Origin of the sequence: Clostridium sp. (assembly GCF_036642255.1) — a bacterium.
Taxonomy (GTDB): Bacteria; Bacillota; Clostridia; order Clostridiales; family Clostridiaceae; genus Clostridium_J.
This window is the reverse complement of sequence record NZ_JAVWDJ010000039.1, coordinates 15,253-33,531: the sequence shown is the minus strand read 5'-3', so window position 1 is coordinate 33,531 and position 18,279 is coordinate 15,253. Positions and strand designations below refer to the sequence as shown.

General features: G+C 31.9%; 16 protein-coding genes and 3 tRNA genes. 4 read left to right on the top strand and 15 right to left on the bottom strand.

All coding sequences use genetic code 11. The features are described 5' to 3' along the window. Positions 1-61: 61 nt before the first annotated feature. From RR409_RS16575 to RR409_RS16520, 12 genes are all read right to left on the bottom strand, one after another. Positions 62-137: transfer RNA gene (locus RR409_RS16575), tRNA-Phe, on the bottom strand. Between the two features lie 23 nt (positions 138-160). Further along, positions 161-237, bottom strand: a tRNA-Asp gene (locus tag RR409_RS16570). A 5-nt stretch (positions 238-242) separates the two neighbouring features. Further along, positions 243-318, bottom strand: a tRNA-Val gene (locus RR409_RS16565). A gap of 432 nt (positions 319-750) precedes the next feature. After that, the gene (gene hslO / locus RR409_RS16560; protein WP_332558882.1) at positions 751-1,632 is read right to left on the bottom strand and encodes an Hsp33 family molecular chaperone HslO; all 882 of its coding nucleotides are present in this window, start codon (positions 1,630-1,632) and stop codon (positions 751-753) included. A gap of 6 nt (positions 1,633-1,638) precedes the next feature. Next, positions 1,639-2,382: a class I SAM-dependent methyltransferase gene (locus RR409_RS16555; RefSeq protein ID WP_332558881.1), complete on the bottom strand. Its 744-nt coding sequence runs from the start codon at positions 2,380-2,382 to the stop codon at positions 1,639-1,641. A 198-nt stretch (positions 2,383-2,580) separates the two neighbouring features. Further along, on the bottom strand, positions 2,581-2,823 hold the full coding sequence (locus RR409_RS16550) for a small, acid-soluble spore protein, alpha/beta type (protein WP_332558880.1): 243 nt from the start codon (positions 2,821-2,823) through the stop codon (positions 2,581-2,583). A gap of 249 nt (positions 2,824-3,072) precedes the next feature. After that, the gene (locus RR409_RS16545; protein WP_332558879.1) at positions 3,073-4,773 is read right to left on the bottom strand and encodes a peptide ABC transporter substrate-binding protein; all 1,701 of its coding nucleotides are present in this window, start codon (positions 4,771-4,773) and stop codon (positions 3,073-3,075) included. Between the two features lie 737 nt (positions 4,774-5,510). Continuing rightward, positions 5,511-6,488 (bottom strand): oligopeptide/dipeptide ABC transporter ATP-binding protein, encoded by a 978-nt coding sequence (locus tag RR409_RS16540; RefSeq protein ID WP_332558878.1) that lies wholly within the window; start codon positions 6,486-6,488, stop codon positions 5,511-5,513. Position 6,489: 1 nt separating this feature from the next. After that, positions 6,490-7,512 carry an ABC transporter ATP-binding protein gene (locus RR409_RS16535; RefSeq protein WP_332558877.1) on the bottom strand — a complete coding sequence of 341 codons (1,023 nt, stop codon included), beginning with the start codon at positions 7,510-7,512 and terminating at the stop codon, positions 6,490-6,492. Between the two features lie 13 nt (positions 7,513-7,525). Beyond that, a complete protein-coding gene (locus tag RR409_RS16530) occupies positions 7,526-8,443 on the bottom strand; it encodes an ABC transporter permease (protein ID WP_332558876.1) in 918 nt (305 codons plus the stop codon). Between the two features lie 11 nt (positions 8,444-8,454). After that, positions 8,455-9,390 carry an ABC transporter permease gene (locus tag RR409_RS16525; RefSeq protein ID WP_332558875.1) on the bottom strand — a complete coding sequence of 312 codons (936 nt, stop codon included), beginning with the start codon at positions 9,388-9,390 and terminating at the stop codon, positions 8,455-8,457. Between the two features lie 70 nt (positions 9,391-9,460). Then, the gene (locus RR409_RS16520) at positions 9,461-11,143 is read right to left on the bottom strand and encodes a peptide ABC transporter substrate-binding protein (protein WP_332558874.1); all 1,683 of its coding nucleotides are present in this window, start codon (positions 11,141-11,143) and stop codon (positions 9,461-9,463) included. Positions 11,144-11,842: 699 nt separating this feature from the next. Between RR409_RS16520 and RR409_RS16515 the strand changes: the two genes are divergently transcribed. Genes RR409_RS16515 through dapB form a run of 3 tightly spaced genes read left to right on the top strand, consistent with a single transcriptional unit; the run spans position 11,843 to position 14,519 of the window. After that, positions 11,843-12,841, top strand: coding sequence for an aspartate-semialdehyde dehydrogenase (locus RR409_RS16515; RefSeq protein ID WP_332558873.1), 999 nt, complete (start codon positions 11,843-11,845; stop codon positions 12,839-12,841). A 33-nt stretch (positions 12,842-12,874) separates the two neighbouring features. Beyond that, positions 12,875-13,765 carry a 4-hydroxy-tetrahydrodipicolinate synthase gene (dapA, locus tag RR409_RS16510; RefSeq protein ID WP_332558872.1) on the top strand — a complete coding sequence of 297 codons (891 nt, stop codon included), beginning with the start codon at positions 12,875-12,877 and terminating at the stop codon, positions 13,763-13,765. Position 13,766: 1 nt separating this feature from the next. Beyond that, a complete protein-coding gene (gene dapB, locus RR409_RS16505; RefSeq protein WP_332558871.1) occupies positions 13,767-14,519 on the top strand; it encodes a 4-hydroxy-tetrahydrodipicolinate reductase in 753 nt (250 codons plus the stop codon). 210 nt (positions 14,520-14,729) lie between these two features. On the opposite strand, the gene RR409_RS16500 is transcribed toward dapB, so the two are convergent. After that, on the bottom strand, positions 14,730-15,878 hold the full coding sequence (locus RR409_RS16500; RefSeq protein WP_332558870.1) for an aminotransferase class I/II-fold pyridoxal phosphate-dependent enzyme: 1,149 nt from the start codon (positions 15,876-15,878) through the stop codon (positions 14,730-14,732). Between the two features lie 6 nt (positions 15,879-15,884). Further along, positions 15,885-16,424 carry a cob(I)yrinic acid a,c-diamide adenosyltransferase gene (locus RR409_RS16495; protein WP_332558869.1) on the bottom strand — a complete coding sequence of 180 codons (540 nt, stop codon included), beginning with the start codon at positions 16,422-16,424 and terminating at the stop codon, positions 15,885-15,887. Between the two features lie 304 nt (positions 16,425-16,728). Here RR409_RS16495 and dapD point away from each other — a divergent pair, with 304 nt between their 5' ends. Then, a complete protein-coding gene (dapD, locus tag RR409_RS16490; protein ID WP_332558868.1) occupies positions 16,729-17,439 on the top strand; it encodes a 2,3,4,5-tetrahydropyridine-2,6-dicarboxylate N-acetyltransferase in 711 nt (236 codons plus the stop codon). A 129-nt stretch (positions 17,440-17,568) separates the two neighbouring features. Here dapD and RR409_RS16485 read toward each other — a convergent pair whose 3' ends face one another. Next, complete coding sequence (locus RR409_RS16485; RefSeq protein ID WP_332558867.1) at positions 17,569-18,273, bottom strand: single-stranded DNA-binding protein; 705 nt, start codon at positions 18,271-18,273, stop codon at positions 17,569-17,571. Positions 18,274-18,279 lie beyond the last annotated feature (6 nt).

Genomic DNA, 18,279 nt, shown 5'->3' with positions numbered 1-18,279 from the left:
GAACTCGCGACGTTCACCTTGGCAAGGTGACGCTCTACCACTGAGCCACTCCCGCGCATGTTGGTGGCTCGAGCAGGAATCGAACCAGCGACACGAGGATTTTCAGTCCTCTGCTCTACCGACTGAGCTATCGAGCCAATTTACAAATATTAAGTTTTAATGGCGACCCAGAAGGGACTCGAACCCTCGACCTCCGGCGTGACAGGCCGGCACTCTAACCAACTGAGCCACTGGGCCATATGTGGTGGTCGCAACAGGGATCGAACCTGTGACCCTCTGCTTGTAAGGCAGATGCTCTCCCAGCTGAGCTATGCGACCAATTTCATCAGAACAATTACTATTATATCAGAACTATTAACTGTTGTCAACAGTTTGATTTTCCAACTGTTCCGTGACACATATATAATATACAAAAACTACTATCCAAAGTCAATACTTAAAATCCTAGTTATTCTACTTTATATTGCAATATCTATAAAATACTAATGAATACCTTTATTTCCTAATTAATTCAAAGTATTTTAAAATCTATTTTATTTTAGAATGCCACCACTAAATATGTTTATTGAAAACCTCTTTATAACCTTTTAATCACTTATAACATTCTACTTCAAATTAAACCTCTGTTATTTTACACCATACAAATACTTTTTTTATTATACAATTGAGTTTTCTATACAATGACGAACCCTATAGTGAAGAATTTTTATTTCTCCACTCTATAGGGTGCATTTTTATAGAACTGTTTTATTATTTTAATGACTGTAACAACTCTTTAATATCCTCATTTGTAAATACATAGGCCTCATTACAGAAATGACATAGTATTTCTTCACTTTTTCCATCCTCATATAATTCCTGCAAGTCTTTTCTTCCTATGCTTATTAAAGCTCTCTCAACTCTTTCCCTAGAGCAATCACATTTATATTCTGGCTTTATTTCCTCATGAATTTTAAGTCCCATATCTTCAAAAATATACTTTAATATACTTTCTATATCCATCCCCTCTGAAATCATAGAAGTTACGGATGGAATTTCTTGTAATCTAAAAGAAACTATATCTGTTATAAATTCACTGACTCCAGGCATCATCTGAATTATAAATCCTCCTGCTGCCTTTATAGAGTGATCTGTGTCTACTAATACACCAAGAGCTACTGCAGATGGCGTTTGTTCTGACACAGTAAAGTAAAACGCTAAGTCATCACCTATTTCTCCAGTTTGAATAGGAACTTGCCCTATATATGGTTCTTTAAGCCCCATATCTCTTATAACCTTTAAAAACCCATCTTTTCCAATGGCACCACCAACATCTAGTTTCCCTATGGAATTCAAAGGTAAGTCTACCTCTGGATTTCCTATGTATCCTTTAACAGAAGAATCAGAATGTGCTGTAACTATAACTCCATTTGCTTCTCCCTTTCCCGAAATTTGTATTGTTAAGCTGTCAGAAGTATTTTTTAAAAGAGCCCCCATTAAACTACCTGCAGTTAACATTCTTCCTAACGTTGCAGCTGCAGTAGGTGTACAGTTGTGAATTTTTGAAGCTTCCTGTACCAAATCTGTGGTTATAGCTCCTATAATTCTCACATCTCCATTTTGAGCTGTAGCTCTTATTAATTTATCCATAATATCCTCCTACTTTCTCTTTCCTAGAACATAGACAATTCTTTCTGTTTCTTCTTTTATTTCATCACTTATATAGTTATCAAACTTTTTCTTTATCTCAAACCCAATATCATGTAAAATTGAGTCTAAATATCTTTCCCCATAAATCCTCTCTTTATGATGTTCATCAAATCTTTTATAAACTTGTCCTTCTTTCACAAAGAAAGTTAAGTACATATTTAATACTTCCTCTTCTACTTCATTTTCCCATATATATACTACTTCTTCACTGTCATAGTTATAGACATTGTTTCCTAGTATATTTAAAAGTTTATATTCAGAATTTATATCAAAAATAAAGATACCATCGTCTTTTAAATGATTAAAAACACATTTAAAGTAATTTATTAGTTCTTCTTTCTTTAAAATATAATTTGTTGAATCTAGTGCGCAAGTCACTAAATCAAAAGTTTTTCTGAGATTAAAACTGCACATATTCTGGCACATTAATTTCGCTCTTATTCGCTCAGCTCTTAACTTTTCTTCAGCTTTAGTAAGCATATATTGCGATAAGTCTACAGCAGTGGTAGAAGTAAACTTTTTCCCAACATGAATGGTTAGATTTCCTGTACCACAAGCTAAATCCAAGTAATCTCTTCGATTAATATTCATCGTCTCACACAAATCCAAGATTTTCTCTGACCATAGTTTATAATCTACATCCCCATTTATTAACTCATCATAAATATCTGCAAATTCATTATAACATTCCATACAATCACTCTACCTACCTTAATACACTAATCTGATTAATACTAAGCCTTTACTTATTCAGTGAATATATTGCGTAAATACACTGAATAAAACATTCAGGCTTTTTATGCATATAATGTAATCTTACTATATTACATCAAATTTTTTATATCATACTTAACCATTTTACTTTAAAAAAATATGTTTGTCTAAGTTAATTTATATCATATCCTTGTTTTTAGGTAAATTAAGTTGCTTTTTTTTCCTTGTCATCATTCCACCAATTCTTCCTGTTTCTTCAGCAGTCAAACTGCTCCACCCTAATTCATTGACCTTATCTATTAATCCTAATTCTTCTGCAATTTCATACTTTATTGATTCTCTCATCTTTTCTTGGGGAGTTAGTTCTCTATTAGACTTTAACTTTGCTTTAATCACCTTTTTTAGTGGTGTTTTTCCCATGTTACCCCTCCTCTTCATATTGATATTTTCTACAAGGAGAGGTTTTTTATTCATAAAACACAAAGTTTCCTCAGTTACTTAAGTATAATTTTACTTAATTACACTCCATTTATTATTAATGCTTTGTCATGACAAAGTTATCTAATTAAATTCAGTACTTTTGCCTTTTAGCTATTACACAAAAGAACCTCCTATGCAATTTAATGCATAAGAGGTTCTTTTAATTATGATATAACTTATACTACTTGATTATTCTCTGCCTTCAGTATAAGTGTATTTTAAGTCTAAGTTTCCGAATGTTGGAGACATGTAGTTCTTAACATATTTTCTTACATAAGTGTTTTTGAATCTCCATACACCTGGGCTGATTACTGAATCTTCAGCAACTAAAAGTTTCTCTGCTGCTTTAAATAACTCAGTTCTCTTAGCAGGATCAGTAGTTTCTGTAGTTTGCTTAATTAAGCTATCATATTTTTCGCTCTTCCAGCCTGTTGGAACTATTCCAGCATTTGATAACCACATATCAAAGAATGTCATTGGGTCATTGTAGTCTGCTCCCCAAGCCATAGATGCTATTTCATAATCGAACTCATCTGTTCTCTTTTGGAATATTGCCCACTCTACATATTCACACTCAATATTTATTCCTAAAGTGTTTTTATAGTTTTGTTGAGCAAATTCAGCAAACTCTTTTGACTTTGCATCAGTTCCTGATTGTAGGTATTTTAATGTAACTTTAGATGTATCTGTATCCATTCCAAGTTCTTTTAAACCTTCTTGTAAAAGAGCTTTTGGATCTTTATATTGTGCTTTTAATTCTTCAATCGGTTTATAGTTAACTTGATCTCTAAAGTCCTTACCATTTATTTGGATAGCTGGAGGACACCATGCATAAGCAGGTTCTGCTAATCCTTTGTATAGAGTTGAAACTTTACCAGCTCTATCTTCAGCTATGATAAACGCTTTTCTAACTTTATCGTTTTGGAATATTTTATTGTTAAAGTTGAAGAAAGTATAAGTTGATGATGAATCATATCCTTTTTTAACATCAAACTTACCTGTCTCATCAAATTTTGTAATCCATTCTTGTTTAGATACTGCTGCTACGTCTAATGAACCATTGAAAAGCTCATTCATTCTTGAAGTCTCTTCTTTGATAATCTTCATTGTAGCTTTTTCAAGTTTAACATTTTCAGCATCCCAGTAATCTTTATTTTTAACTAATTCAACTTTATTGTTGTGTACCCACTCAGAAATTGTGTATGGTCCACAGAAAACCATTGTATTAGGCTCTGTACCATATAGATCACCAGCTTTTTCAATTATATCTTGTCTTTGTGGTTCCATTACTTTAAAGTATGTTAAATCAAGGAAATAAGCTGTTGGAGATGCTAATGTAAACTCTAAAGTTTTATCATCTATAGCTTTAATTCCTAAATCTTCTGCCTTAGCTTTTCCTGAGTTAAATTCTGCAGCATTCTTTATTGGATATAATAAGAACGCATATTGAGAACCTGTATCTGGATTTAAAGTTCTTGTAAGACCATAAACGAACTGCTCAGCTGTTACTGGCTTACCATCACTCCATTTCATATCTCTTAATGTAAATGTCCATTTTAATCCATCTTCAGATTTTTTCCACTCTTTAGCTACACCTGGTTTTATAACATCTTTTCCATCTGGACCAACTTCAAGTCTTGTTAATGCTTCCATAACGTTTGTTAAAACTTGAGAAGAGTATAAATCTGTTGCTTTTGATGGGTCTAATGTTTTTGGTTCTTGAAGTAATACAACATTTGCATATTGCTCTTTATCCATTTTCGATGTTTCTGCAGGCTTGTCCCCACCAGACGGTTTTGGATCTTCAGTTTTTGCACCACACCCAACTAATGCAATTGATGCTACCATTGATGAAGCCATCAATGCAGCTAATAATTTTTTACTTTTCACAGATAATCCCCCTTTTTATTCAGCTCGGTGATTACACCATTGCCCCAATTTTGTCGTTTTCCAATTATTAACTTGAAAATTCAAAGTTAAAATAAGAAGTTGATGGTTGATTATATTATGCATGTCCATCACCTTGTTAACTTAATTTATATGATATACTAACTTTTTATCAAAATCAATACATTTTTCTGAAAAATGAATATTAAAATTTTCGACATAAATAATTATTTGAAAATTTTAATAAGATTAAATTTAATTTATTATTCAAATCATGTTTACATTTATCAATAATTTTCATATCCTAAAATCATAACTTTTTCTTTCAAAGCTATTATTATGGCTAAACTACTTATTTATATAAGGTTATATACTTTTTTAATATAATATTAGTTAATTATATAACGTTAACATTTTAACGCTTTTTTTGTGAACAAAAGTTAATTTTACTTTAACACTTTAATTAAATTTCTTAATATTTTTCAATGAAATGAATGATACTATTGTTATTCCTTCAATTTTCTCGATTTTATATTACATTTTTTTACTTTTTTCTTTGTTTACAGTACATTCTTTGCATACTTAACACGGAATAAAATTCACTATGTTAGAATATATTAATATTTCACATTGATGTAATTTTATCATTATTTATACTATATCCCTTATAATTTAACAGTTTTTATTTTTATTAAAATTAAAAATAAAAGAGATAGGTATGAGTACCTATCTCTAAATTATTATAATAAATGACATGCTACGAAGTGCTTTGGTTCAACTTCCTTAAATTCAGGTGACTTTTCACTACAAATTGGTTTTGCATATCTACATCTTGCAGCAAATCTACAACCTGGTTTAGGGTTTATCGGACTTGGAACTTCACCCTCTAATGGTATTCTCTTTTTGTTTCTTTCAATCTCTGGATCTGGAACTGGAATAGCTGAAAGTAATGCTTGAGTATATGGATGCAATGGTTTTTCATATAAATCATGACTAGAAGCTAATTCTACCATAGTTCCAAGATACATAACTCCAACTCTATCTGATATATGCTTAACCATTGAAAGGTCATGAGCAATAAACAGATAAGTTAATCCTAATTCATTTTGTAATTTTATAAGTAAGTTTACAACTTGTGCTTGAATAGATACATCTAGAGCTGATATTGGCTCATCACAAACTATAAAGTCTGGTTCTATAGCAAGAGCTCTTGCTATACCTATTCTTTGTCTTTGTCCACCTGAGAATTCATGTGGGAATCTTGAAGCGTGCTCCTTATTAAGTCCTACTAGTTGTAATAATTCATAAATTCTATTAGTTCTTTCTTGTCCTTTATAGATATTATGAATATCTATTCCTTCACCAATGATATCACCAACGGTCATTCTTGGGTTAAGTGATGCATATGGATCTTGGAATATAATTTGTGCTCTTCTAGCGAAATCTTTCTTCTCTTTCTTATTTAACTTGCTAACATCATGACCATCAAATAATATATTTCCATCTGTAGCTTCATAAAGACCCATAACTGTTCTACCACATGTAGTCTTTCCGCAACCAGATTCTCCAACTAGTCCTAAAGTTTCTCCTTTTAATATATCGAAACTTACATCATCTACTGCTTTTAATGTAGCATTCTTTCCAACTTGGAAATATTTTTTAAGATTTCTAACTTCAATCAGAACATCTTTTTTCTCATTCACATTTTCATTAGCCATCTTATACACCTCTTTTCAATGCTTCAGGAGCTTCTACTTTTGGAGCCATAGGATGTTTTAGCCAGCAAAGAACTTCATGAGTATCAGAGATTACCGTACCTTCTGGCATCTCTTCTAAACATACCTGCATACAATATTCGCATCTTGCTGCAAATGGACATCCTACCGGTGGTTTAATTAAGTCTGGTGGTGTTCCTTGTAATGAGTACAGTGTATCCTTGTTTTTTGTATCTAATCTAGGAACTGATTGTAACAATGCCCATGTGTATGGGTGTTGAGGATTTGCAAATATTTCATCTACTGTTCCTCTTTCAATAATCTGTCCAGCATACATTACTTGAATTCTATCAGCAACATCTGCTACTACTCCTAAATCGTGTGTTACTAATACAACAGCTGTGCCAAGCTTTTCTTGTAGATCTCCAATAAGATCCATGATTTGCGCTTGAATAGTAACGTCAAGAGCTGTAGTTGGCTCGTCAGCTATTAATATCTTTGGATTACAAGCAAGAGCAATAGCTATCATAGCTCTTTGTCTCATACCACCTGAAAATTCGTGAGGATATTGATGAGCTCTCTTGTCTGCATTTGGAATATTAACAAGTTGAAGCATTTTAATAGATTCCTTCATAGCTTCATCCTTAGTCATCCCTCTGTGTATAATTAAACTTTCTGAAATTTGCTTTCCTATAGTCATTGTTGGGTTTAAAGATGTCATTGGGTCTTGGAATATCATAGAAATATCCGAACCCCTAAGTTCTCTTAACTCTTTATCATTCATGCCTAGGATATCTTTACCTTCAAAAAGTATTTTTGAACCTTTTTTTATTTCTGCTGGCATTGGTTCAGGAAGTAATCTCATGATTGCTTTTGATGTAACAGTTTTTCCGCAACCAGACTCACCTACCACTGCCAGAGTTTCACCTTTATTTAAATGGAAGCTTACACCTCTTACAGATTTTACTTCACCTGCATAAGTGTGAAATGATACTCTTAAGTCTTGTACATCTAAAATCTTTTCCATGTCTAAACCTCCCTTACTGACGCATTTTTGGATCTAAGGCATCTCTCAACCCATCACCTAATAATTGGAACGATAACATTGTTAATGAAATAAACAATGCTGGGAAAAATAATTGATATGGATAGAACATTAAGTTAGGTTGAGCTGTAGCTGCTAATGCACCCCAACTTGTGTTAGGTGATTGAACTCCTAATCCTAAGAAACTTAAGAAAGCCTCTCCAAATATGAATCCTGGTATATCAAAAGTTATCGCAACAATCATAATTCCTAATGTATTAGGTATTAAGTGTCTTGCAATTATTCTTGATGGATTTGCACCTAGTGCTTTTGCTGCTAAAATATACTCTTGTTCTTTTATTTGTAATAACTGACCTCTTACTAGTCTTGCCATGTAGCACCATCCAGTGATAGTCATAGCAATTATAAGAGATTCAAGTCCTGGTCCAACAATTAATCTTACAAGAATTACTATTACAAGGTAAGGAATACTCATAAGTATCTCTAGTATTCTCATCATAATATCATCAATAATTCCACCAAAGAAACCAGCAATACCGCCATATATAGATCCTGCAACAGTGTCTATAACAGCTCCTACTAAACCTATAAGAATAGAAACTCTTCCACCCTTCCAAACTCTAGCAAATAAATCTCTACCTAAGTTATCTGTACCAAACCAATGAGTTCCATCTGGTTTAGCATTTATCAAATCATTATTACCAACTTCATAAGAAAACTTTGCAATCATTGGTCCTATGATTGTCATTAATGAAATTACTATTAATAGTATTAGAGAAAATGTAGCAACTTTATTTTGTTTTAATCTTCTCCAAGCATCTTGCCAATAAGTCATACTTGGTCTAAGTATACCCTCTGAGTCTAAATTTTCACAACCTATTATCTCAAACTTTTCTCTTGATAGTTCTGCCATGGTTGCCCCTCCTATCTCTTCTTCCCAGTTACTCTAATTCTTGGGTCAATTAATCCGTATACAATATCAACAACGAATAACGCAACAATGTATAATGACGCAACGAATATAGTTTGTCCCATTACCATTGGGTAATCTCTATCACTTACTGAAGATACGAAGTATTGTCCTAGTCCTGGGATAGAAAATATACTTTCTATAACGAATGATCCTATGAAAATTCCTGCAATTTGTGGTCCAAGTAAAGTGATAGCTGGAAGTATAGCATTTCTTATAACATGCTTAAATACTAAGCTTATTTTTGAAACACCTTTAGCCTTAGCTGTTATAATATAGTCTTGTCCAATAACATCCAAGCAGTTAGCTCTCATATATCTAGCATAAGTTGCTATAGATCCAAAGCTCAATGCTATTGATGGTAATACCGTATGCTTAAATTGCCCCCATCCAGTTGTCGGGAACCAAGTTAATTCAACTGTAAAGAAATATTGTAATAATGCCGCAACAACGAAACTCGGTACAGAAATACCTAATATCGCTAAAAACATAACTAAATAATCTGGCCATTTTCCTCTATTAAGGGCCGCTAAAATTCCTAGTGTTATACCTATTGTAAATCCCATTGCAATCGCTTGTGAACCAACTCTTGCTGATATCGGTGCATAGCTTGCTATTGTTTTAGTAACGCTTCTTCCTGGATACTGTAATGATTCTCCAAGGTCAGCATGAAAAATTGCATTTTTTACAAATAGTCCATATTGTTCGATTACAGGCTTGTCCAAACCATACTTAGCATAGTAGTTAGCTTTAATTTGTGGTGGTAAGTTTCTAGCCATACTAGCTAATGGGTCACCAGGTATAGCATGAATAAGCATAAATGTGATAGATGCTGCTATAAATAATGTAACTAGCATATACCCAAATCTCTTAAGAGTAAATTTTAACATTATCATCCCTCCATTTAGCGTAAAGTTGTTGCAACAGATTATTCATCTATTGCAACATTAATTTTAAATATTATTTTCTTCCACTTGTGTAAGCGTTTTTGTATTCAGGTACCCCGAATAATGGAGTCATTACATTGTTTACATGCTTAGCAACATAAGTTTTCTTCTTTCTAAATACGATTGGAGAAACTACCCCTTCTTTGTAGATCAGAATATCTTCAGCTTTTTTGAAAGCATCAAGTCTTACAGCATTATCTGTTGAAGTTTGCGCTTGTTTCACTGTTGCATCATATTCTGCATTTGTCCATCCAGTTGATACAACTCCAGCTCCAGACATAAACATATCAAAGAATGTCATCGGGTCATTGTAGTCTCCTGTCCATCCCATAGAACCCATTTGATAATCGAATTCATCTGTTCTCTTTTGGAATATAGCCCATTCAACATATTCAGTTTCAATATTTATACCAAGTACATTTTTATAGTTTTGTTGGTAAAACTCTGCAGTTTCTTTAGCCTTTGCATCAGTTCCTGATTGTAAATATTTAACTGTAAGTTTAGCTGGATCTGGATCCATTCCTAGTTCCTTTAATCCTTCAGATAAAAGAGCTTTTGGATCTTTAACTTCATCCATTAATTTTTTAACTGGATCTTGAGCAGCTTTTGTTCTATAGTCTTCTCCGCCTATTTGAACAGTTGGTGGACACCATGCATATGCAGGATCTGCTAAATCTTTATATAATGTTTTAGCAGCACCAGTTCTATCAGTTGCAACGATGAACGCTTTTCTTACCTTTGCATTACTAAAAAGTTTATCTTTAGTATTAAAGAAAGAGTAAGCAGTAGATGCATCATAATTTGTTAAAACATTGTAGTTTCCAGTTTCATCAAATTTTGTAACCCACTCTGGTTTACTTACTGCAGCTATATCTAATGAACCATTAAGTAACTCATTCATTCTAGAAGTTTCTTCTTTTATGATTTTCATTGTTACTTTATTTAATTTTACAGAATCTTTATCCCAATAGTTTTCATTTTTTTCTAATACTACTTGGTTATTATGTACCCATTCTGTTATTTTAAATGGACCACTAAATACCATAGAAGAAGCTTCTGAACCATACGTTTCTCCTGCTGCATCAATAATATCTTTTCTTTGTGGATGCATTACTTTAAAGTAAGTTAAATCCAAAAAGTATGAAGTTGGTGATTCTAACTTAAATTCAAGAGTCTTATCATCAATAGCTTTAACTCCAAGATCTTTTAGATCAGCTTTACCACTACTAATTTGTTGAGCATTTTTTAATGGGAATAATAAGAATGCATATGGAGAACCTGTCTTTGGATCAACCGTTCTTTGGATTCCATATACGAAATCTGCTGCTGTAACTGGTTTCCCATCACTCCATTGATAATCTCTTAACTTGAATGTCCAAGTAAGGCCATCTTCAGATTTAGTCCACTCTGTAGCTCCTGCTGCCTTAATAACATCCTTGCCATTTTCTTGTTGAATTCTTGTTAAACCTTCTTGTACTTCACCTAATACTTGAGATGAGTATAAATCTGACGCTTTTGATGCATCAAGTGTTTTTGGCTCTGCTAACAAAGTAACATTAAGATATTGTTCTTTGTCCATGTTAGCTGCAGCGCCATCAGTTCCACCTTCATTTGTTGCCTTTCCACCACAACCAACTAATAATCCAGCTGATAAAGATAAAGTTAATAATGTTGCTAAAATTCTTTTGCTTTTCACTTAAATTCCCCCTTAGCTTTTTACTTTATATTAAGTATGTATTATTAATTGAATACTTATTTATATTACTGAGTGTTGATAATAATTTGAAATGATTATCACTTTGAAATATTTCGACAATTCTTGGCGAAATATTTTAAAATTCTACCTAAATCTAAATATTACTTTTTTAAATAAGAATTTAACCAATATACACTTAATAAAATTCTTTAGTAATTGAATTTTGATTCCTTTGTAAGTTATAGAACAATATGAAATTTGAAGTAAAATGACATATAAAATTCATTTTTTATAATACTATCATAGAGATATATTAGTTGTCAAACTATTTTGCCTTATGTCAAAACTCTAATGTATACCATTACATAATGTTTTTTTATTTTTTTTATAATTTAATTATATTTACTAATATATTGCTTGAAATTCCTGTTTTTTATTCTTATTTTCGCATTTAAATTAAATACAAATATCCCATTTTATTCATCATATTCCAGTATATTAGGGTACAATTTGTTAACAAAGGATGACTAATGAAGTTTATATTAAATTTGTATTAAATTTGTATTAAATTTAAAATTTCGCTTATAAGCTGGTTAAAATACACTAGATAGTTTATTATTAAAATATTTTTTCAAATTTATATAACTTTATACTAATGAGTTATATAATATATTATAAAGTAATTAAGGAGTGATTATATTGAATTACAACGTTGCAGTAGTAGGTGCTACTGGAATGGTTGGAAGACAACTTATAAGTATTCTTGAAGAAAGAAATTTTCCAGTTGAAAACTTATATCTATTCTCCTCTAACCGTTCCGCTGGTACAAAGCTTATTTTTAAAAATAAAGAAGTAATAGTAGAAGAATTAAAGAAAGATAATATCGAAAATAAGAAAATAGACTTTGCATTATTTTCTGCTGGTGGTGACACTAGTTTTCAATTTGCACCAGTTTTTGCCAACCTTGGTACTATAGTTATTGACAATAGTAGCGCATGGAGGATGAATCCTGAAGTGCCTCTTGTAGTACCAGAAGTTAACGCAGATGACTTAAAGTGGCATAAAGGAATTATTGCAAATCCAAATTGTTCTACTATCCAAGCAGTAGTCGCTTTGAAACCATTACTAGATAGTTATGGAATTAAGAGAATAATTTATTCAACCTACCAAGCAGTTTCCGGAGCAGGATTAGGTGGTTTTAATGATTTAAAAGATGGTGCTACTGGCATTGCACCTAAAAAATTTCAACATCCTATTGCTTATAATGTTCTGCCTCAAATTGACGTATTTTTGGATAATGGATATACCAAAGAAGAAATGAAAATGATTGAGGAAACAAGAAAGATTCTGGGCAATGATTCTCTAAAAATCACATCAACCACTGTAAGAGTTCCAGTGTTCCATGGCCACAGTGAGAGTATTAATATAGAATTAGAAAGTCAGTTTGATTTAGAAGATATCTTCAATCTATTTAAAGCTTCAAGGGGTATAGTTGTTATGGATGATCCTAAAAACAATATTTATCCTATGCCTCTAGATATCGCGGGTAAAGATGAGGTGTATATTGGTAGAATCAGAAGAGACTTTAGTGTGGATAATGGCTTAAACCTATGGGTGGTAGCTGATAACATCAGAAAGGGAGCTGCTCTTAATGCAGTTCAAATTGCTGAATCATTTATAGAAAATAACCTAATATAATTAATATGCAATAATCTTGAAAGGAAGGTATTTATGAGTATTTTTAAAGGATCAGGTGTTGCTATTGTTACACCATTTAAAGGTAATGAGGTAGATTTTGAAAAATTAAAAGAGCTTGTTGAATGGCAAATTGAAAATAGTACTGATGCTATTATAGTTTGTGGAACTACTGGCGAAGCTTCTACCATGAGTGAAAATGAAAGAAAAGAAACAATAAAATTTGTTATAGATGTAGTTAATAAGCGAATTCCTGTTATTGCAGGTACTGGTACTAACAACACCCAAGCCTCTATAGAAATGAGTAAATATGCAGAAAGTGTTGGCGCTGATGGGCTCCTTGTAATAAATCCCTACTATAATAAGACTTCATCTAAAGGTCTTATCGAACACTTTAAGGCTATCGCAAACAGCGTTAAAACTCCAATAGTGGTTTATAACGTGCCTTCTAGAACAGGTATGAATATTACTCCTAAAGCTCTCATGGAATTATGTAAAGTTCCAAATATAGTTGCAGTAAAGGAAGCAAGTGGAAATATAAGTCAAATTGCTGAAATTAAAGCATTATGTGGAGACAATTTGGATATTTATTCAGGAAATGATAACGAAATCCTTCCAACTCTTGCTATTGGTGGATTAGGAATAATCTCTGTAATAGCAAATATAATACCGAAAGATGTTCATGATATTTGTGAACTTTTCATGAATGGTGAACTAAAAAAATCTCAAGAATTGTTTTTAAAAACCATTCCTTTGACTAGTGCAATATTTATAGAAACAAATCCAATTCCTGTTAAAACTGCACTAAATTTAATGGGTAAAAATGTAGGCAATCTAAGATTACCTCTAGTTGATATGGCTGAGGACACTCTAGCTGTATTAAAGTCAGAGCTTAGAAACTATAATATAGAGTTAAAGGAGGATTAATATGATAAAGATCCTTCTAGTTGGATGTAATGGTAAAATGGGTAAAATGATTTCCTCAATTGTAGAAAATTTTGAGGATTTAACCATAGCTGCTGGTGTTGATATAAATACCACATCGACTTTTGGTTATCCTATTTTTACCTCTATTTTAAAATGTGATACAGATATAGATGTTATTTTAGATTTTTCTCGACCTGATTCTTTTGAGGATATATCAACCTATGCATTGAAAAATAATAAACCTGTTATATTCTGCACTACTGGTCATTCTGTAGAACAAATTGCTATGATTAAAGCCTTAAGAGAATACATCCCAGTATTCTTCTCTGCTAATATGTCCATTGGTGTGAACGTAGTCAATAATGTACTAAAGCAGTTAAGTAACCTACTCTATAAGGACTTTGATATTGAAATAATTGAAAAACATCATAATCAGAAAGTTGATTCCCCAAGCGGAACTGCTCTTCTTCTTGCTAATACAATAAAAAGTTCTATTGAAGAAGAAACTCTTTTTGTTCACGGAAGAGAAGGGGTTTCTAAAAGACACCATAAAGAAATTGGTATTCACGCTGTCCGTGGAGGTAATATCATCGGTGACCATGAGGTTATCTTTGCAGGTCAGGGAGAAGTGATTGAGATAAAGCACTCAGCGATTTCCAGAGAAGTCTTTGCTGTAGGCGCTCTAAGAGCTTGCAGTTTCATTTATGGAAAAGATAAAGGACTTTACTCTATGGATGACGTAGTAAAGATTTAACTTTAAAACCATATATCTAAAACATCTTCTTTCAATTGTTAGAAGATAAATATTTACTAAAAGAAAACCACTAAAAATTAGCCAACATATGGATAATTTTTAGTGGTTTGTTTGTTTAAGTTTATGTTTTTTCGCTGTTTAAAACTCCATTTTCTAATGAAAATACTTCTATCATTATAAAAACACATTGGCTGGTTTTAACTTTTTAGCTTAGCCGATTTCTTTTATAAAATTCTCTAATCCATTTAAAGCTTTCTCTAAATCTTCCATACTATAACAGTAAGAAATTCTTATATACCCTTCGCCGCCTATACCAAAAGCAGATCCAGGTACAATAGCAACTTTTTTACTTTCTAGTAGTCTATCGCAGAATTCCTCACTACTTATATTAAATTTCTTTATAGAAGGGAAAATATAAAAAGCACCTTTTGGTAATATAGTTTCAAGCCCCATATTCACCAATCTATTATAAACATAATCTCTTCGCTTCCTAAATTCTCTACCTATTATATCGCAATGGTATAAAGATTCTTTTAATCCAGCTAATGCTCCATATTGGGCAATTGAAGGTGCACAAGAAACATTATATTGGTGAACTTTAATCACATTACTTATAATGTTCTTTTCTGCACACACATATCCTATTCTCATCCCAGTCATGGAAAACATCTTAGAAAATCCGCTAACTAAAATTATTTTATCTCTTATATCATTGTATTGACTAATAGAATAATAATCATCAAAGATGATAGAGCTATATATTTCATCACTAATAACCATAATATTTTCCGTTTTGATTATGTTATATAGTTCATCTCTCTCAACTTTAGACATTGTAGCACCTGTAGGATTAGAAGGATATGAAAGTACTAATATCTTAGGCTGTTCATGTTTAATTAGTTGTTTTAAACTAATCATATCTATAGTAAAGTCTTCTTTTAAATTATAGTTAACTACATTCGCACCTAAAAGCTTTGCACAACTTTCATATGCTGGATATGCTACGGAAGGAATCATCACCTTATCTCCATTATTTACAATAGAAGCAAATGAGCACATCAATCCCTCACTTCCCCCTACAGTAATACATATCTCATCACTAGAATATTCAATGTTAAAAGTCTTTAAAAACCTTGATATTTCTTCTCTAAGCTGCAAAATGCCTGCATTTGGTGTATATGTAGTTTTATCTTCATCTATAGCAACTTTCATAGCCTCTTTAATTTCCTTAGGCATTTTAAAATCTGGTTCCCCTAAAGTTAATGAAATGGCTCCTGGAAACTTCCCTACCTTATTAAAAAATTTCCTTATTCCTGAAATTTCAATATTCTCAACGTTTTTTGAAAAAACATTTTCCATAATATTTTAAAACTCAATTCCTTTTCTTGCTGGAACCCCTTCACTAAAGTAATGTTTCACATCTCTCATCTCAGTAACTAAATTAGCTTTTTCCATTATTTTTTCAGGGACGTTTCTTCCTGTCATTATAAGTTCTATATCTTCTGGCTTTTTATCCATCAATTCTAAAAGTTGCTCTTCAGTTATTAAATTATTTCCTAAAGCTCCCATAACTTCATCCATAATTAAAATATCACAACTTTTCTCTTCAAGCTGCTTCAAACAAAATCTATATGCCTCTTGGATTTCATCTTTTAATTCTAGCTTTTCTTCCTCATTCAGAGTCCAGAAAAATCCCCTTGGCTTCTCAAATCTATGTATACTAAAGTAAGGTTGTAACTTTTTCGCACTTTCCAGTTCTCCTGTTGCTCCCCCTTTAAGAAATTGTACCATGATAACTCTATATTCATTCCCGGCTGCTCTTGTTGCAAGTCCCACTGCTGCGGTAGTCTTCCCCTTACCATTTCCAGTATAAACTTGTATGTATCCTTTTTTTAACTTACCCATTTTTCTCCTCCTAAAAAAGTTATTGCATTATCCAATTATAACATTTATAATAAATTATTCCAATTAAGCCTCAAAAATAAACTACTTACTTTAAGATATTGTAGGTAAATATATACACAGAAATGATTTCTAAATTGATTTTCATCATATAGTATCATGGTAAATACGGAAACTTATTCACTTATTCCTTTTCAAAAGATGACTTGATATAAGTTTTATGTTATAAATATTTTGTGGTATGCTTTACCTCTGTATAAAACCTAATTTTATAAACAATACTTATAATATGAAAGGAGGGAATATAATGGAATACAATTTAACAGATCCCTATGAAATAGCTCGATTCATAAAAGAATCTAAGAAATCTACTTTGACTAAAGTATACATAAATGGAAATTTAAATGGATGTGATTTTAAAAACCTTCAATGGTTTGGAGAAGGAAATTTTTATATTTTATTTGGAGATATTGAAGAAGTTAACTCTTTTTTACAAGAAAATACAGATAAAATTAAACACTATAAGCTGGAAGTAGATAGACGTAATTCTGCTATTCCAATGTTAAATATTGAGAACATCCATGCAAGAATAGAGCCAGGTTCAATAATAAGAGACAAGGTTTCCATTGGTAAAAATGCAGTTATAATGATGGGTGCAGTTATTAATATAGGTGCAGAAATCGGTGATGAAACTATGGTGGATATGAACGCAGTAGTTGGTGCTAGAGGTAAACTTGGTAAAAGAGTACATCTTGGTGCAGGTGCTGTAGTAGCTGGAGTGTTAGAACCACCTAGTAAGGATCCTTGTATCATTGGTGATAACGTACTAATAGGTGCAAATGCAGTTATTTTAGAAGGCGTGAAAATTGGAAATAACTCCGTAGTGGCAGCGGGTGCTATTGTAACTCATGACGTACCTGAAAACGTAGTAGTGGCTGGTTCTCCTGCTAAAATAATAAAACATGTAGATGATAAAACAAAAAGTAAAACGGAACTTTTAGATGATTTAAGAAAATAACTAACATATTTTTCTGAAATTCTTCTTAATCATCACATTATGATTGATAAAAAAAGCAATGAACTTATTCATTGCTTTTTTATTGCATTTTATCTATTATATTTTACTACTTCTAAATATTTTTTTATATTATACTGCATCTTCCATGTTTATATCTAAATTATCTATTGTGCAGCTTTCTCCAATTTGAATCTCTGTTATATTATCTCTATTTTCATCTGTAACTCTTTCCATCTTGGAAATAGAAACTTCATATGCAATCTTTTTGATTACATCAGTATCAGAAACCTTCTTTTGATATTCTCTACTTTGTAATCTTCCCCAAATTCTTATATTATCCCCAACCTCTAAGCTTTTGCAAAATCTTGAGTTTCTTCCCCAAGCTATTGTTGGAATATAATCTGATTTATTGTATAATCTATTAACTGCTAAAAGCATGTCTGCTATTTCACGTCCAAAAGGAGTTGTCCTATAAACCGGTGCCTTGCATATAAAGCCATCTAAGAATATTTGGTTTGGATTTTTGCTTCTTTCTTTTAATTCCCTTACATCTCTAGCAAAAACAGTAAGAATAAGTCTGTTGGATCCATCTACAAATTTATTGTAAGACCTTAACTGTCCTTCTACCACTAGCTCAGCCCCAATACTTACATCCATACCTGTAATAAGTCTTTCTGAAACCGTAATAATTAGAACATCCGTAGCATCACTTAATCTTTGCACCTCAAAATTAAAGTTATAAAACCCCTCACCATACATTTCATGACTAAACTGTAATTCTGAAATCACTTTGCCCTCTAAATAAATTTTGTTGTTTAACATAATATTCTCCATCGTAAC

Excerpts from the sequence above, each read along its gene's own strand:
- RR409_RS16555 (WP_332558881.1), bottom strand. The coding sequence starts at position 2,382 with ATGGAATGTTATAATGAATTTGCAGATATTTATGATGAGTTAATAAAT.
- RR409_RS16550 (WP_332558880.1), bottom strand. The coding sequence starts at position 2,823 with ATGGGAAAAACACCACTAAAAAAGGTGATTAAAGCAAAGTTAAAGTCT.
- RR409_RS16540 (WP_332558878.1), bottom strand. The coding sequence starts at position 6,488 with ATGGCTAATGAAAATGTGAATGAGAAAAAAGATGTTCTGATTGAAGTT.
- RR409_RS16535 (WP_332558877.1), bottom strand. The coding sequence starts at position 7,512 with ATGGAAAAGATTTTAGATGTACAAGACTTAAGAGTATCATTTCACACT.
- RR409_RS16530 (WP_332558876.1), bottom strand. The coding sequence starts at position 8,443 with ATGGCAGAACTATCAAGAGAAAAGTTTGAGATAATAGGTTGTGAAAAT.
- RR409_RS16525 (WP_332558875.1), bottom strand. The coding sequence starts at position 9,390 with ATGTTAAAATTTACTCTTAAGAGATTTGGGTATATGCTAGTTACATTA.
- dapA (WP_332558872.1), top strand. The coding sequence starts at position 12,875 with ATGAGTATTTTTAAAGGATCAGGTGTTGCTATTGTTACACCATTTAAA.
- dapB (WP_332558871.1), top strand. The coding sequence starts at position 13,767 with ATGATAAAGATCCTTCTAGTTGGATGTAATGGTAAAATGGGTAAAATG.
- RR409_RS16500 (WP_332558870.1), bottom strand. The coding sequence starts at position 15,878 with ATGGAAAATGTTTTTTCAAAAAACGTTGAGAATATTGAAATTTCAGGA.
- RR409_RS16495 (WP_332558869.1), bottom strand. The coding sequence starts at position 16,424 with ATGGGTAAGTTAAAAAAAGGATACATACAAGTTTATACTGGAAATGGT.
- dapD (WP_332558868.1), top strand. The coding sequence starts at position 16,729 with ATGGAATACAATTTAACAGATCCCTATGAAATAGCTCGATTCATAAAA.
- RR409_RS16485 (WP_332558867.1), bottom strand. The coding sequence starts at position 18,273 with ATGGAGAATATTATGTTAAACAACAAAATTTATTTAGAGGGCAAAGTG.